This window comes from Anoxybacillus sp. ST4 (genome assembly GCF_019448545.1).
GTDB classification, from domain to species: Bacteria; Bacillota; Bacilli; order Bacillales; family Anoxybacillaceae; genus Anoxybacillus; species Anoxybacillus pushchinoensis.
Genome location: NZ_JAHZOE010000028.1, coordinates 1 through 15,244, shown reverse-complemented (window position 1 = coordinate 15,244; position 15,244 = coordinate 1). Strand labels below are relative to the sequence as shown.

The window sequence follows — 15,244 nt, the reverse complement described above, 5'->3', positions numbered from 1 at the left end:
GAAGCAACGGATGAAAGTGCTCATTATAGGTCGTGGTGGCCGAGAGCATGCATTTGCATGGAAAGTAGCACAAAGCCCGCTCGTGACCCACATATACGTGGCGCCAGGAAACGATGGAATGAATGCAATCGCTACGCGCGTTCCGATTTTAGAGACTGACGTCGAAGCGCTTGTGCAATGGGCGAAAAAAGAAGCGATTGATTTAACGATTGTTGGACCGGAAGCACCGCTGTTGGCAGGGGTAGTTGATCGTTTCGCAAGGGAAGGATTACGCATTTTTGGTCCAAAACAGCAGGCGGCGCGAATTGAAGGAAGCAAAGCATTTGCGAAAGATTTGATGAGAAAATATAACATTCCGACAGCGAGCTATGCGACATTTACAAAGTATGATGAAGCTGTACAATATGTGCATGAACAAGGGGCTCCGATTGTCATTAAAGCGGATGGGCTTGCAGCAGGAAAAGGGGTAACGGTGGCGATGACAGTTGAAGAGGCGCTCCATGCTTTGCATGACATTATGGTTGCCAAAAAGTTTGGTGAAGCGGGGGGACAAGTTGTCATTGAGCAATATTTACAAGGCGAAGAATTTTCGCTTATGACATTTGTACATGGAGAACGTGTATATCCGATGGTTATCGCCCAAGACCATAAGCGAGCGTTCGATGATGATCAAGGTCCGAACACGGGAGGAATGGGGGCGTATTCTCCTGTGCCGCAAATAAGCGAACAGATCGTTCACGATGCGATGGAAACGATCGTCAAACCGACGGTGAAAGCATTAACGAAAGAAGGCTGTTCATTTACTGGATTTTTATATGCAGGATTAATTGCGACGGAAGAAGGGCCAAAAGTCATCGAATTTAATGCACGGTTTGGTGACCCTGAAGCACAAGTCATTTTGCCGCGTTTGCAAAATGATCTTGTTGAAGTCATCGTCTCACTTTTAGAAGATAAGCCTGTTACGTTGCATTGGAGCGACGAAGCTACCCTTGGTGTCGTTTTAGCTGCGAAAGGGTATCCAGATCAATATGAAAAAGGAGCGATCATTCGGGGATTAGAACGAATCACGAAAGCACAAGTTTTTCACGCTGGCACAAAGTGCGTAAATAATGAATGGGCAACGGACGGGGGACGAGTGCTCCTCGTTGTGGCGAGTGGAAAAACGTTAAAAGAAGCACAGCGTCTCGTGTACGAACAAATACAATATATTGAGTGCGATGGGCTATTCTATCGCCGCGATATTGGTCATAAAGCTATCGTACGCGCCTCTTGCGAATATATACAAAACTAAGCGCAACGATACTACCGATTAAAAGAATAAGAATGAAGAACGTGTCTGTTATATATTCTGTCATCATATGCGTTCTCTCCTTTTTGCCCCCTTGTACGTGTACAAGGGGGTGTTGTTATGAAGGGTTAACTGGTTCAATCGGAATGGCGTTCTTTCGTTCATGATCTTGTTCACAATGACATTGATATCGTTCGAACAATGCCATCACAGGACAGAAACGAACAATTCCTTCCGCAATTTTCATGGCAGCAAGCATGATTATCCACATATATGATTCACGCCACGGTTTGCGGGAAAGATTGGCAGTTGCCCAAGCAAGCATCGTAAATCCGCATGTGATGCGAATCATCGCATTGATTATACCGATGTTTTGTTTCATGTTCTCTCTCCTTTTTGTTTGTGAAATTCGCTTTCATCCGTTAAAATGTGTATAGATGATGGTACGATTTAGGAGGAAAGCGATCATGATAGAAAAACGGTATCGATGGAAAAGCGAACAAATTCGTAAACACGTTGCGATTGTTGACGGGAGGCAAGCGCCAACGAAAGTATTATTGAACGCAACATATTTACATCCATACTTGCGTCAATGGGTGCAAGGAAACATATGGATTTGCGATGACCGAATTGTATATGTCGGTCCGAATAAGCCGAAACAGTTGGACTCATGTGAAGTCGTTGATTGCACGAATCGTATGCTTGTTTCTGGTTACATTGAGCCTCATGCTCACCCGTTTCAGTTATATAATCCCCAGACGTTAGCGGAATATGCAGCGCAGTTTGGTACGACGACACTCATTAACGATAACTTATTTCTTTTTTTACAGTTGACAAAAAAGAAAGCGTTTTCTTTTTTAGCAGCGATGGAAAAACAACCGGTGACGATGTACTGGTGGTGCCGGCTTGATCCGCAAACAGAAATGGATGGAGAAGAACATCTTTTTTCATATCGGAACATGAAAGCATGGCTTGAAAACGATGCTGTCTTACAAGTTGGTGAATTAACTGGATGGCCTAAACTGCTAGAAGGAGACGATTTCGTCCTCCATTGGATGCAAGAGGCAAAGAAGCTTGGTAAGAAAGTAGAGGGGCATTTTCCAGGAGCTTCAGACCGCACGTTAACGAAAATGAAACTGTTTGGAGCGGATGCGGATCATGAGGCGATGACAGGGAACGATGTATATAAACGATTAATGCAAGGTTATACAGTATCGTTGCGTCATTCATCTATTCGCCCTGATTTACCGACATTGCTGCAAGAGATGAAACAATGTGGCATTCACCATTACGACCATTGCATGTTTACGACGGACGGTTCGACGCCTACATTTTATGAAAATGGAATGATTGACGAAATGATTCGCATGGCGCTTAAAGAAGGTGTACGTGATATTGACGCATACAACATGGCGACGTGGAACGTTGCCCGTTACTACAATATCGATCATTTGCACGGAAGTATTACACCAGGGCGTATTGCTCATATTAACATACTTGAACATGCTTCGAATCCGACACCGATTTCTGTTTTAGCAAGCGGACAATGGGTCAAACGGGACGGTGCGCCGGTTCATGCTTTTTCAACAATTGAATGGGATGCACATGGGCTTGAGCCCCTTTCTTTCGCTTGGGATTTACAAATGGATGATTTGCAATTTTCGATGCCTTTAGGCATGTATATGGAAAACTCAGTCATTATTAAGCCGTATTCCATTTCGACAGATACGTCAGTAGATGAATTATCAAACGATCATGACGAGAGCTTTTTAATGCTTATTGACCGCAACGGAAAATGGCGAGTGAACACGGTGTTAAAAGGGTTTGCGACACATGTGCAGGCGCTTGTTAGCTCGTATTCCAATACAGGAGACATTATTTTAATCGGGAAAAGCAAACGGGATTTGTTGCTTGCCTTTGAGCGTATGAAGGAAATAGGGGGCGGTATCGTTCTTTGTGAACGTGGGAAAGTCATTCATGAAATTTCTCTCCCATTAAGCGGTTTAATGTCAGCGAAATCGATGGAGGCGTTAATACGGGAAGAAAAAAAGCTCGGTGAACTGTTGAGAGCTCGCGGTTATACGTTCGCAGATCCAGTTTATACGTTGTTGTTTTTATCGTCGACACATTTACCATATATTCGCATTACACCGAAAGGAATTTACGATGTCATGCATAAAACAGTACTCTTTCCAACAATAATGCGTTAAAATATAAAAGGGACGAAAATGAAAGGTTGGGTTCATGTTGCGGCGATTATTGTTTTTATTGCTCATTACGCTCGCGGTTATGTTTGGTGTTGGATGTCAACGTGCAGAGCAAAACATGAAAGAAAAGGAGTCTCCTCCAACAACAATCGAACAAGAGAATGAACAAGGGAAAGAAGAAGCGATGTGGACGTTCCCGTTAACGGGTATGCCAGCGAGTGAAAAAACGATGCAACGCGTCGTAGCGGTTATGATTAACAACTACCCTACCGCCCGACCGCAATCGGGGTTGCATAAAGCAGATATCGTCTACGAGGTGCTTGCTGAAGGGGATATTACGCGGCTGTTAGCGATTTATCAAAGTGAGCAGCCTGATGTGATCGGACCTGTTCGGAGCGCGCGCGATTATTTTATTCAATTAAGCAACGGCTTTCACGCGTTATATGTATGCCATGGATGGAGTCCAGAGGCCCAACGGTTATTGCAGTCTGGTTCAGTAGATTACGTCAATGGATTGTTTTACGATGGGACGTTATTTTGGCGAGATCGAACGAGAAAAGCGCCGCACAACTCTTACATTTCCTTTGAAAATATTAAAAAAGGAGCCGAAAAAAACGGCTATGCATTTGAAGAAGAAGTGAAGCCATTGCCGTTTTTCTCAAATGATTTGACACGTGCTGTAGAAGCGACGAATATTGATGTTGTGTATTCTAAACGATCGTATGCTCACGTTCATTATACGTATGATGGAACGAAATACGTTCGTTCGAGTGGTGGCGAGCCGACTGTTGATCGGGAAACGAATACACCTATTGCAGTAGAAAATGTGTTTGTTGTTGAAGCAACACATGAAGTGATTGATGATTACGGACGAAGACATATTGATTTTACGTCAGGTGGAAAAGGTTATTTATTCCAAAAAGGAACGGTACAACAAGTGCAATGGAGAAACGTTGACGGCCGCCTTCTTCCTTATCAAGACGGCGTTCCGCTCGGGTTTGTTCCAGGTAAGACATGGATTCAAGTCGTTCCTAATTTGCAACAAGTACAATATGAATAGGGGGACGTGTATGCAAATTAATAAATTGCGTGGCAGAGAGCTCGATCAATTATTTCAAGCTATTTTGTCGTTGAAAGATTTAGAGGAATGTTACCGCTTTTTCGACGATCTATGCACTGTCAATGAAATACAAGCGCTTGCGCAAAGATTAGAAGTGGCACGCATGTTGCGTGAAGGGTATACGTATCATAAAATTGAAACAGAAACAGGGGCAAGCACAGCGACGATCTCGCGCGTTAAGCGTTGCTTAAACTACGGAAATGATGCGTATGCGATGGCGCTTGATCGCATTTATAACGAACAAAAGGAAGAGGCTGGCTCACAATGAGTCAGCTTCTTTTTGCGATTTTTGTTATAATGAGATGAGGTGAAAAAAATGAATGAAATGACAACATGGCGACATGTGTTTAAATTAGATCCGAACAAACATATAACAGACGAGCAACTTGAACAAGTATGTGAATCAGGTACAGATGCGATCGTTGTCGGTGGGACAGATGGTGTAACGCTTGAAAATGTTATCGATTTGCTTGCGCGCGTACGCCGTTTTTCTGTTCCATGCGCGCTAGAAGTATCAAATATTGAAGCAATTACACCTGGATTTGACTATTATTTTATTCCAATGGTACTTAATAGCCGTGATCTCACTTGGTTAATTGATTTGCACCATGAAGCAGTAAAACAGTTTGGTGACTTAATAAATTGGGAAGAACTGTTTGTTGAAGGGTATTGCATTTTAAATGCCGAATGTAAAGCCGCATCGTTAACAAGTGCGCGAACGGAGTTAACAGATGAAGATGTCATTGCCTATGCTCGAATGGCAGAACATATGTATCGTTTTCCGATTTTTTATATGGAATATAGCGGGCAGTACGGAGATGTGACGCTTGTAGAGAAAGTGAAACGGACGTTGCAACATACGCGTTTATTTTATGGTGGTGGCATTCATACGCCTGAACAAGCGAAAGAAATGGCGATGTGGGCAGATACAGTTGTCGTTGGGAATGTGATTTATACGAATTTGCCTATGGCGTTACAAACGGTTGAAGCGGTTAAAGGAAAAAGGACATAAATGGAGAATAAAAAAAGAACATATGTTTTTGGTGGTGGAAAGATGAGTATGTCAGCTCGTATGTTATTAGATGGGTTAAATGAAAAACAAAAAGAGGCGGTAAAGACGACGGAAGGTCCGCTTTTAATTATGGCGGGAGCGGGAAGCGGAAAAACGCGTGTGCTCACACATCGCATCGCTTATTTAATGGCGGAAAAAGATGTTGCCCCGTGGAACATTTTAGCTATTACATTTACAAATAAAGCAGCCCGCGAAATGAAAGAACGCGTGGAGCGGATCGTAGGCAAACAGGCAGAGGATATATGGATTTCCACGTTTCACTCGATGTGCGTCCGCATTTTGCGTCGCGATATTGATCGCATCGGCATTCATGCGAATTTCTCTATTTTGGATACGACCGATCAATTATCGGTACTAAAGCATATTTTAAAAGATCGCAATATTGATCCGAAAAAATATGACCCGCGTGCGCTATTAGGTACGATTAGCAGCGCGAAAAACGAATTAATTACGCCTGAAACATATGCTGATCAAGCTGCAACGCCGTATGAAAAACTTGTGGCCGACGTCTACAAAGAATATCAAAAACGATTGTTGCGCAACCATGCTCTCGATTTTGATGATTTAATTATGACGACGATTCAACTATTTCAACGTGTTCCTGAAGTGTTGGAATATTATCAGCGAAAATTTCAATATATTCATGTCGATGAATATCAAGATACGAACCGCTCGCAATATTTACTAGTAAAAATGCTTGCTAAACGATTCCAAAATTTATGCGTTGTCGGGGATTCCGACCAATCCATTTATCGTTGGCGCGGGGCAGATATTAGTAACATTTTATCGTTTGAAAAAGACTATCCAAATGCTAAAGTCATTTTTCTTGAACAAAACTATCGCTCAACAAAACGTATTTTACAGGCTGCTAATGCCGTTATTGAGCATAACACCCAACGAAAGCCGAAAAAACTTTGGACGGAAAATAGCGAAGGTCATGCGCTCGTATATTATGAAGCGATGACAGAAGTGGATGAAGCGCAGTTCGTTGTCGGGAAAATTAAAGAGTATGTCGATACAGGAAAACGAACGTATAAAGATTTTGCAGTATTATATCGAACGAATGCGCAGTCGCGCGTGCTTGAGGAAATGTTGTTAAAGGCAAACATTCCATACAAAATTGTCGGCGGTTTAAAGTTTTATGACCGAAAAGAAATTAAAGATATTTTAGCGTATTTACGTTTAATTGCGAACCCGAACGATGACATTAGCTTGACGCGCATTATTAACGTTCCAAAACGAGGCATCGGCGCATCAACAATCGATAAGATCGCCTCTTATGCATCCACCCACAGCATATCTATGTTCGATGCGCTCAAGCATATTGAAGAGATCGGAATTAGTGCTCGTATTGCCGCACCACTCGTGCAATTTCGTGAACAAATCGATCATTGGAGCCAAATGCAACATTATTTATCTGTAACAGAGCTTGTCGAAGATGTGTTGGATCGTTCAGGGTATCGCGATATGCTTCGCGAGGAAAAAACGTTAGAGGCACATAGCCGGCTTGAAAACATTGATGAGTTTTTATCCGTTACCAAACATTTTGAACAAGTAAACGAGGACAAGTCGCTCGTTGCCTTTTTAACCGATTTAGCGCTTGTTGCTGACATTGATCAGCTTGACAATAACAGTGAAGGGCAGACAAGTGATGCGGTCGTTTTAATGACGCTTCACTCGGCAAAAGGGCTTGAGTTTCCTGTCGTCTTTTTAGTCGGACTAGAAGAAGGGATCTTTCCGCATAATCGTTCGTTAAATGATGAGGATGAAATGGAGGAAGAACGCCGTCTAGCTTATGTCGGTATCACTCGTGCGGAAGAACAGTTATTTTTGACGCGCGCGCATATGCGCACATTATTTGGACAAACCCACGTGAACGCTCCATCTCGCTTTATTGATGAAATTCCTGAAGAGCTTATTGAATATGCACATAAGCGAGCAAAAAAACAATTGGCCTCTCCGCGATCATCTGTAGCTTCGCAAGGGGGATGGCGCGTAGGAGAGAAAGTGAGTCATAAAGTGTGGGGTATTGGTACAATTGTGCGTGTAAAGGAAAACGATGGGGATCAAGAGTTAGATGTTGCCTTCTCAAGCCCAATTGGCATTAAACGACTATTGGCAAAGTTTGCTCCGATTACGAAAGTATAGAAAGGATGGAGAATGTGGCACTGCACGACGTGGAAAAACAAATGGCCCAATTACGCCAACAAATCGAAAAATATAATTACGAATATTACGTGTTAGACAAACCGTCTATTTCTGATGCTGAATATGACGAATTGATGAGAAGATTAATAGAACTCGAGGAGCAATATCCGCAATATAAAACGCCGGACTCCCCTTCGCAACGCGTTGGCGGAGCTCCGTTAGAGTCGTTTGCGAAAGTGACCCATCGCGTGCCGATGCTTAGCTTAAGCAACGCCTTCAACGAAGGGGATTTGCGCGATTTTGATCGGCGAGTACGCCAAGAAGTCGGCGATGTGCGTTACGTATGTGAATTGAAAATAGATGGTTTGGCGGTATCGCTTCGCTACGAAAACGGTTATTTTGTACAAGGAGCGACGCGCGGGGACGGGACGACAGGGGAAGATATTACAGAAAATGTAAAAACCATTCGTTCGTTGCCGCTCCGCTTGCGTGAACGAGTGACGATTGAAGTACGCGGAGAGGCATACATGCCACGACAATCGTTTGAAAAGCTGAACGAACAGCGCAAAAGGAACGGGGAAGAATTATTCGCCAATCCACGCAACGCGGCAGCCGGCTCCCTTCGTCAGCTCGATCCAAAAATCGTCGCTTCCCGTCAGCTAGATATATTTGTATACGGTGTTGTCCATGCGGAAGAGTTAGGGCTTACTTCTCATAGTGAAGCGCTTCGCTATTTAGATGAGCTTGGGTTTAAAACAAATTGTGCACGTCAAGTATGCGAAACGATCGACGATGTTCTTTCTTACATCGAACGATGGCATGCAGAACGGGAAAAGCTGCCATACGATATTGATGGTATCGTCATTAAAGTAGATTCGTTTGCTCAGCAAAAACAACTCGGAGCAACCGCGAAAAGTCCGCGCTGGGCGATCGCTTATAAGTTTCCGGCTGAAGAAGTCGTAACGCAGCTCGTTCATATTGAATTGAGCGTCGGGCGGACAGGGGTAGTCACCCCGACAGCTATTTTACAGCCGGTACGTGTAGCAGGAACGATCGTACAACGCGCTTCTCTTCATAATGCGGACTACATTCGCGAAAAAGATATTCGTCTTGGCGATTACGTTGTGATTAAAAAAGCGGGCGACATTATTCCGGAAGTTGTTCGTTCGTTACCAGAGCGGCGAACAGGGCAAGAGAAACCGTTCGATATGCCGACGCATTGTCCAGCATGTGCGAGCGAGCTCGTACGACTTGATGATGAAGTGGCTCTCCGTTGCGTCAATCCGCAATGTCCAGCACAAATTCGCGAGGGGCTCATTCATTTCGTCTCACGTCAAGCAATGAATATTGATGGATTAGGGGAAAAGGTGATCGCCCAATTATTTGAGCACGGCCTCGTTCGAAGTGTGGCCGATTTGTACAAGTTAACGAAAGAGCAACTTGTTGCACTAGAACGAATGGGAGAGAAATCAGCAACGAACTTGCTGCATGCGATTGAAGCATCAAAGCAAAACTCGCTTGAACGTTTATTGTTCGGACTTGGGATTCGCCATGTCGGCGCAAAAGCTGCCAAAACGTTAGCGGAACATTTTGAAACGATCGAGCGCCTCCAACAAGCGACAAAGGAAGAGTTGACGTCCATTCATGAAATTGGCGACAAAATGGCGGACTCGATTGTTACGTATTTTTCAAAAGAAGAAGTCAAACAGCTGCTGGACAGTTTGCGTTCACACGGTGTCAATATGGTGTACAAAGGTGCAAAACGGTCAGCTGACGTAAATGCCGCATTTGCTGGAAAGACGTTCGTTTTAACAGGTACGCTACAATCCATGTCGCGAGCGGAGGCGAAAGAAAAAATTGAAGCGCTAGGTGGGAAAGTGACAGGAAGCGTCAGTAAAAAGACAGATGTTGTCGTCGCGGGTGAAGACGCTGGATCAAAATTAGAAAAGGCAAATCAACTTGGCATTACGGTTTGGGACGAAGCGCGTTTTTTTCAAGAAATACAACAATAAAAGCGGGTGTGAACGATGAAAAAGTTGATGACATTGCTCATTTGTGCGCTCCTTACTCTTTCAGCGTGTGCGCCAAAGTTTAATCAAGAAGAAAAAGTTGTGCAAGAAACAGAAAATAAAAAACAAAAAGCGATTATTCCAAAGTACAACATTTCTAACTCGTATTATCGTACCATTTTGCCGTTTCAACCCGGAGAGGCGCGCGGACTCGTTGTTGAAAATGTGAACACAAGATTGGATATGGAAGAGTTTGAACTCGGCTTAATGCGCATTGCACAAACGAAGTTTTCTCCGTCACAATATTTGTTTCAACAAGGACAATACTTAGATCGAAAGACGATCGAATCGTGGCTGAAACGGAAAGAAGGGAATGCGGAAGGGCTCAATCCTGCGCTTGGAAACGAAGGAACAAATGAAGAGAGAAATAAAAAACATCCGCTATATATCTCCCATATTTTAGAACATAACTATTTAGTTAAAACAGGAAATGACAAAGTGCAGTTAGGTGGCGTCGTCATTGGGTTGGCAATGAATTCTGTCCATTATTATGAGACGGAAGAAGGGTATCCACGCGAAGTAAAAATTTCAAAGAGCGATATGGAGAAGGAAGGGAAAAAAGCGGCAGAAGAAATTGTTTCTCGTTTGCGTCAAATGGATGGATTAAAGGAAGTACCTATAATTATTGGCTTATTTGAACAGCAACCGAAGTCGTCCATCGTTCCAGGCCATTTTTTTGCAGCTGGCTATGTAGACAAAGGAAGCAATTCAATTAAAAATTGGGAAAATATTAACGAAGAATATTATGTCTTTCCATCCGATGAAGCGCAAAAAAACCATCGTGACGACTTAGTGAAATTTTTAAACTTAAAATCGGACATTGAAGAATTTTTTCCAAATTATACAGGAGTCATCGGCAAAGCATTTTATCGCGACGACCAATTGCAACAACTGACGATTGACGTTGTGATGCAGTTTTACGGGAAGGCAGAAGTCATTGGTTTTACACAATACGTGACGGGGCTTCTCATGGAAAAAATGCCTGATTACATGCCGATTTCTGTTTACATTTCTTCGGTGCGTGGACCGGAGAGCATCATTATAAAAAATCCAGATCAAAATGAGCCGTTCGTTCACATCTATCAACCATAAAAAATTTGAATATGTATGCTCCATCCGTTAGAATGGAATTGTGTGTATGAAAACGCTTTTGTAATTTCAACAAAGGGGGCTTACATATGGTACAACCTTACAAACATGAACCATTTACAGATTTTACAGTCGAAGCAAACAAAAAAGCGTTTGAAGAAGGGTTAAAAACGGTGCAAGCCTATCTCGGTCAAGATTATCCGCTTGTCATTGGCGGCGAACGCATCATGACAGAAGATAAAATTGTTTCCATCAACCCAGCAAATAAAACAGAAGTGGTTGGTCGCGTAGCGAAAGCCAATAAAGATTTAGCAGAAAAAGCGATGCAAACAGCAGATGCCGCATTCAAATGGTGGAGCAAAACGAAACCAGAAATGCGCGCCGACATTTTATTCCGTGCGGCAGCGATTGTGCGCCGTCGCAAACATGAGTTTTCCGCATTGCTTGTGAAAGAAGCAGGAAAGCCGTGGAAAGAAGCGGATGCTGATACAGCGGAAGCGATTGATTTTATGGAATATTATGCACGTCAAATGTTGAAGTTGAAAGATGGCATTCCTGTTGAGAGTCGTCCAGGAGAAACGAATCGTTTCTTTTACATTCCGCTTGGTGTTGGCGTTGTCATTTCACCATGGAACTTCCCATTTGCGATTATGGCGGGAACAACTGTAGCAGCGCTTGTCACAGGAAATACGGTGTTGTTAAAACCAGCGAGCGCAACGCCAGTCGTAGCATATAAGTTCGTTGAAGTGCTAGAAGAAGCAGGTCTTCCAGCAGGCGTATTAAACTACATTCCAGGAAGCGGTGCGGAAGTAGGCGATTATTTAGTTGATCATCCGCGCACACGTTTCATTAGCTTTACAGGCTCGCGCGACGTCGGCATTCGCATTTACGAGCGCGCAGCGAAAGTGCATCCAGGACAAATTTGGCTCAAGCGTGTCATTGCGGAAATGGGCGGAAAAGATACAATTGTCGTCGATAAAGAAGCAGATTTAGAATTGGCGGCACAATCAATTGTTGCATCTGCTTTTGGCTTCTCTGGGCAAAAATGCTCGGCATGCTCGCGTGTCGTTGCGCTTGAAGATATATACGACCAAGTATTAAACCGCGTCGTTGAGCTAACGAAGCAATTAAAAGTCGGCAATCCAGAAGAACAAAGTACGTTTATGGGACCGGTTATTGACCAATCGGCATACAACAAAATTATGGAGTATATCGAAATCGGTAAACAAGAAGGCAAGCTAATGACAGGTGGCGAAGGAGACGACTCGAAAGGCTTCTTCATTCAGCCAACGGTATTTGCCGATGTTGATCCGAAAGCGCGCATTATGCAAGAAGAAATTTTTGGACCTGTTGTGGCATTTACGAAAGCAAAAGACTTCGACCATGCGCTTGAAATTGCCAACAATACCGAATATGGCTTAACAGGTGCCGTCATTTCAAATAACCGCTTTAACCTTGAAAAAGCGCGTGAGGAGTTCCATGTTGGTAACCTTTACTTTAACCGCGGTTGCACAGGCGCGATCGTCGGCTATCATCCGTTCGGTGGATTCAATATGTCTGGAACAGACTCGAAAGCAGGCGGTCCAGACTACTTACTTCTTCATATGCAAGCAAAAACGGTATCCGAAATGTTTTAATGGAAAACCCCTCTTGGCGAAAATGCTAAGAGGGGTTTCAGGTATAATGAAAAAAACATCTTTCAAATGATATAGAAGTGGGTGGTGATGGGCGATTGAGTACAAACATGTACGGATTAAAAAAGCAAACATTTTATAACCTCATTTGTGTGTTTCGAAATTATGCGAACATCATTGAAAAAGTGATTTTGTTCGGATCAAGGGCGAGAGGCGATTATAAAGAAACGTCGGACATCGATATTGCGATTAAGTTTAGAAGCCATAACGAGCAGCTGTACCGCATTCAAGACGATTTAGCGGAAGCAAATATCATTTATACGGTAGATGCTATTGATTATGAAAAGATCAGCAATGAAAAACTCAAATCGTATATTGATCTTGAAGGAAAGACAATTTTTTTAACGAATGAACGAGGGGAGGTCGTTGTGACGATGAATAAAATCATGGATAAACTATTTGACTTTGAAAAAGCATTAAATAAACTGCATCAAAGCATTACGCGTGATGTGGAAAAAGACGACCTAGTTCTTGACGCGACAATTCAACGATTTGAATTTACGTACGAGCTAGCATGGAAATGGATGAAAAGTTACTTGGAATATAACGGAAATAACGAAGTGACAAGTCCGCGAAAAACGATTAAACAAGCATTTAAAGAAGGACTTATTCAAGATGGAGAAGCGTGGATTCAAATGTTAGAAGATCGAAATAGGACATCACATACATACGATGAACAAATAGCGATGGAAATTTATGAACATATTCGCCAGCGATACGTTCATTTATTTGATCAATTATTAGTAGAGATGAAAAAACGAGTTCGTGAATTGGAAGAATAGGGGGAGAATGAGTGAAAAAATTTTTAATAGGAGTTTTGTTGTCGTTTGTCATGTTTGCCCTTTCGCTCTCATTATTTAGCGGTTTTTCTTTCTTTATTGCCATTTTTCCAATTGCAGTACTAGCTGTTCCGTTTATATGTGCGGTAACAGAGGCGCTCATTTTTTTTATCGATGAAAAATGGGGATTTAAATGGGATGGGGCTGTTGTTTTAGGGATCGCAACGATTACGTCGCTTCCTTTTTATCCTTCTTGTGTTTTTGTAGCTTCAATTTATATAGGAGCATTGGGATATTATGTAGGGAGAAGACTATGTGCTCGATTACATTAAAGGCAATGTAGGTATATACATCCAAATTGACGTTTTAACCTCTGGTTCACGCATTACACCCGATACGGCGCAACACCTCATCCGGGTGTTGTAGAACGTATTGTTCAAAGCGAGTAATGGATTGGGCAATGTCATTTTGATTCTTGTGAAAAACGTTGGCAATCACTTCATCTTTCAACCACTTCCACAGCCGTTCGATCGGGTTCAACTGTGGAGAATACGGCGGCAAAAAGATGAAATGAAAAGCATCGCCTTCCTCGCCATCAAGAAAGGCTTGTACCATCTTGGCATGATGAATACACGCATTGTCCAACACAAGCACGAGGAATTGATCCGTATATTTCTCTTTCAATCGGCGCAAAAAGTCAAGGAACGTTTCGGCATTGGCGGATGATGCGCGATGAAATACCACATCGCCTTGTTGAACATCGACGGCGCCAAAAATAGAAACGTGGGCGTGGTGTCCGTAGCTTGGCACGTGTTTTTGATTTCCTACTTCTGCCCATGTCGTACGCAACGCTTGATAAGCACGAACATGTGTCTCATCCACATAAAACAGCATGACATTCTCGGTAATTAGTTTTTTTTTATAAATTCAAGTTCTTTTTGAAAGGCAGCTTGACGCTTGGCGTCTCCTTTGACGAGCTTATACGTCGGGCGTGTCCATGACAAACGCAAACGATGCAACAACTTGCGAATCCCTTCCCGTGACATCGAAACACCATAGGTTTGTTGAATGTAAGATTGTAAAATGCGCGTGTTCCATGATGAAGCGATGCCCCAGCCAGCATCCACAGGTGTGTTGGTTAACACGAGTTGTCTAATTTCTTGTTGTTGTTCTTCCGTAAGAAATGGCACGCGACCAGGTGGCAACCGACGATCGAGTAGATGATCGAGCCCACCTTGATTAAAACGTGCAACGTAGAGGGCAACCGATTGACGGCATACGTTGACCATTTTCGCGACATCTTTACCGAGGTGACCTTCCATGACAAGACGAACAGCGGTCACCCGAACACGAAGAGAAGCATCTTTGATTTTCCGTTCTTGTTTCCGAAGTGTTCGAGGTGTCCAACCGTGATCATTTGTGATTTTCAAACGTTTCATGCCAATTCCGCTCCTTTTGTATAGAAATATTTAGGAGCAGTATAGCCATGAAAAAAGGTGTTCATACAGAAGTCATTGTTTTAAGGTGCATGTATATAGAAAGAGCACAACACCGATTGGAAGCGAAGACGCCTCTTCCGAAAAAAGCACTCGCTTTTGTTCGACGGCTTCAGAAACGAAAGGAAGAAGCGCTGCGTTTCTTACGTGAAGCCCATGTTCCCTTTGACAATAACCAAGCCGAACGCGATCTTCGCATGGTCAAAGTGAAAGAGAACATTTCGGGTACGTTTCGCGAAGAAACATTCGCCCAGTCTTTTTGCATCACAAGAAGCATCGTTT

The 15,244-nt window shown here is 43.1% G+C and carries 15 protein-coding genes and 1 pseudogene; 12 read left to right on the top strand and 4 right to left on the bottom strand.

Going from position 1 to position 15,244, the window contains the following annotated elements:
- Window positions 1-10: 10 nt before the first annotated feature.
- Window positions 11-1,291 carry a phosphoribosylamine--glycine ligase gene (purD, locus tag K1I44_RS12960; RefSeq protein ID WP_219986379.1) on the top strand — a complete coding sequence of 427 codons (1,281 nt, stop codon included), beginning with the start codon at window positions 11-13 and terminating at the stop codon, window positions 1,289-1,291.
- Here purD and K1I44_RS15535 read toward each other — a convergent pair.
- Both K1I44_RS15535 and K1I44_RS12955 read right to left on the bottom strand, forming a co-directional pair.
- On the bottom strand, window positions 1,254-1,355 hold the full coding sequence (locus K1I44_RS15535) for an EYxxD motif small membrane protein (protein ID WP_338390259.1): 102 nt from the start codon (window positions 1,353-1,355) through the stop codon (window positions 1,254-1,256). The two genes, purD and K1I44_RS15535, sit on opposite strands and share 38 nt — an antisense overlap.
- 51 nt (window positions 1,356-1,406) lie before the next feature.
- Window positions 1,407-1,670, bottom strand: coding sequence for a YgaP family membrane protein (locus tag K1I44_RS12955; RefSeq protein ID WP_003398646.1), 264 nt, complete (start codon window positions 1,668-1,670; stop codon window positions 1,407-1,409).
- Window positions 1,671-1,755: 85 nt separating this feature from the next.
- Between K1I44_RS12955 and K1I44_RS12950 the strand changes: the two genes are divergently transcribed.
- The 10 genes from K1I44_RS12950 (at window position 1,756) to K1I44_RS12905 (ending at window position 13,798) form a co-directional block, all read left to right on the top strand.
- Entirely contained in the window at window positions 1,756-3,498 is a 1,743-nt protein-coding gene (locus K1I44_RS12950) for an adenine deaminase C-terminal domain-containing protein (protein ID WP_219986378.1), read from the top strand.
- 34 nt (window positions 3,499-3,532) lie between these two features.
- The gene (locus K1I44_RS12945; RefSeq protein ID WP_003398644.1) at window positions 3,533-4,555 is read left to right on the top strand and encodes a DUF3048 domain-containing protein; all 1,023 of its coding nucleotides are present in this window, start codon (window positions 3,533-3,535) and stop codon (window positions 4,553-4,555) included.
- A gap of 10 nt (window positions 4,556-4,565) precedes the next feature.
- Window positions 4,566-4,883 (top strand): YerC/YecD family TrpR-related protein, encoded by a 318-nt coding sequence (locus tag K1I44_RS12940; protein ID WP_003398643.1) that lies wholly within the window; start codon window positions 4,566-4,568, stop codon window positions 4,881-4,883.
- A gap of 48 nt (window positions 4,884-4,931) precedes the next feature.
- Window positions 4,932-5,627, top strand: a complete 696-nt coding sequence (gene pcrB, locus K1I44_RS12935) for a heptaprenylglyceryl phosphate synthase (RefSeq protein ID WP_219986377.1) — start codon at window positions 4,932-4,934, stop codon at window positions 5,625-5,627.
- A gap of 42 nt (window positions 5,628-5,669) precedes the next feature.
- Window positions 5,670-7,835, top strand: a complete 2,166-nt coding sequence (gene pcrA / locus K1I44_RS12930) for a DNA helicase PcrA (RefSeq protein ID WP_219986376.1) — start codon at window positions 5,670-5,672, stop codon at window positions 7,833-7,835.
- Between the two features lie 5 nt (window positions 7,836-7,840).
- Entirely contained in the window at window positions 7,841-9,847 is a 2,007-nt protein-coding gene (ligA, locus tag K1I44_RS12925; RefSeq protein WP_219986375.1) for an NAD-dependent DNA ligase LigA, read from the top strand.
- Between the two features lie 15 nt (window positions 9,848-9,862).
- Window positions 9,863-10,996: a CamS family sex pheromone protein gene (locus K1I44_RS12920; protein WP_219986374.1), complete on the top strand. Its 1,134-nt coding sequence runs from the start codon at window positions 9,863-9,865 to the stop codon at window positions 10,994-10,996.
- A gap of 86 nt (window positions 10,997-11,082) precedes the next feature.
- Complete coding sequence (gene pruA, locus K1I44_RS12915; RefSeq protein WP_219986373.1) at window positions 11,083-12,630, top strand: L-glutamate gamma-semialdehyde dehydrogenase; 1,548 nt, start codon at window positions 11,083-11,085, stop codon at window positions 12,628-12,630.
- A gap of 107 nt (window positions 12,631-12,737) precedes the next feature.
- Window positions 12,738-13,469, top strand: coding sequence for an HI0074 family nucleotidyltransferase substrate-binding subunit (locus K1I44_RS12910; protein WP_088223739.1), 732 nt, complete (start codon window positions 12,738-12,740; stop codon window positions 13,467-13,469).
- 11 nt (window positions 13,470-13,480) lie between these two features.
- Window positions 13,481-13,798, top strand: coding sequence for a hypothetical protein (locus tag K1I44_RS12905; protein WP_219986372.1), 318 nt, complete (start codon window positions 13,481-13,483; stop codon window positions 13,796-13,798).
- A 46-nt stretch (window positions 13,799-13,844) separates the two neighbouring features.
- Here the strand turns inward: K1I44_RS12905 and K1I44_RS12900 are convergent, their stop codons facing one another.
- A complete protein-coding gene (locus K1I44_RS12900; protein WP_370628009.1) occupies window positions 13,845-14,348 on the bottom strand; it encodes an IS630 family transposase in 504 nt (167 codons plus the stop codon).
- Between the two features lie 26 nt (window positions 14,349-14,374).
- Window positions 14,375-14,905 carry a helix-turn-helix domain-containing protein gene (locus K1I44_RS12895; protein WP_219986370.1) on the bottom strand — a complete coding sequence of 177 codons (531 nt, stop codon included), beginning with the start codon at window positions 14,903-14,905 and terminating at the stop codon, window positions 14,375-14,377.
- 95 nt (window positions 14,906-15,000) lie between these two features.
- Here K1I44_RS12895 and K1I44_RS12890 point away from each other — a divergent pair.
- A pseudogene (locus K1I44_RS12890) lies at window positions 15,001-15,244 on the top strand (IS66 family transposase); the annotation flags it as partial.

What these genes read in the sequence shown, in the direction of transcription:
- pruA (WP_219986373.1), top strand. Translation starts at nt 11,083, where the DNA reads ATGGTACAACCTTACAAACATGAACCATTTACAGATTTTACAGTCGAA.
- K1I44_RS12955 (WP_003398646.1), bottom strand. Translation starts at nt 1,670, where the DNA reads ATGAAACAAAACATCGGTATAATCAATGCGATGATTCGCATCACATGC.
- K1I44_RS15535 (WP_338390259.1), bottom strand. Translation starts at nt 1,355, where the DNA reads ATGACAGAATATATAACAGACACGTTCTTCATTCTTATTCTTTTAATC.
- K1I44_RS12920 (WP_219986374.1), top strand. Translation starts at nt 9,863, where the DNA reads ATGAAAAAGTTGATGACATTGCTCATTTGTGCGCTCCTTACTCTTTCA.
- purD (WP_219986379.1), top strand. Translation starts at nt 11, where the DNA reads ATGAAAGTGCTCATTATAGGTCGTGGTGGCCGAGAGCATGCATTTGCA.
- K1I44_RS12895 (WP_219986370.1), bottom strand. Translation starts at nt 14,905, where the DNA reads ATGAAACGTTTGAAAATCACAAATGATCACGGTTGGACACCTCGAACA.
- K1I44_RS12950 (WP_219986378.1), top strand. Translation starts at nt 1,756, where the DNA reads ATGATAGAAAAACGGTATCGATGGAAAAGCGAACAAATTCGTAAACAC.
- K1I44_RS12945 (WP_003398644.1), top strand. Translation starts at nt 3,533, where the DNA reads ATGTTGCGGCGATTATTGTTTTTATTGCTCATTACGCTCGCGGTTATG.
- ligA (WP_219986375.1), top strand. Translation starts at nt 7,841, where the DNA reads ATGGAGAATGTGGCACTGCACGACGTGGAAAAACAAATGGCCCAATTA.
- K1I44_RS12940 (WP_003398643.1), top strand. Translation starts at nt 4,566, where the DNA reads ATGCAAATTAATAAATTGCGTGGCAGAGAGCTCGATCAATTATTTCAA.
- pcrA (WP_219986376.1), top strand. Translation starts at nt 5,670, where the DNA reads ATGAGTATGTCAGCTCGTATGTTATTAGATGGGTTAAATGAAAAACAA.
- K1I44_RS12910 (WP_088223739.1), top strand. Translation starts at nt 12,738, where the DNA reads ATGTACGGATTAAAAAAGCAAACATTTTATAACCTCATTTGTGTGTTT.
- pcrB (WP_219986377.1), top strand. Translation starts at nt 4,932, where the DNA reads ATGAATGAAATGACAACATGGCGACATGTGTTTAAATTAGATCCGAAC.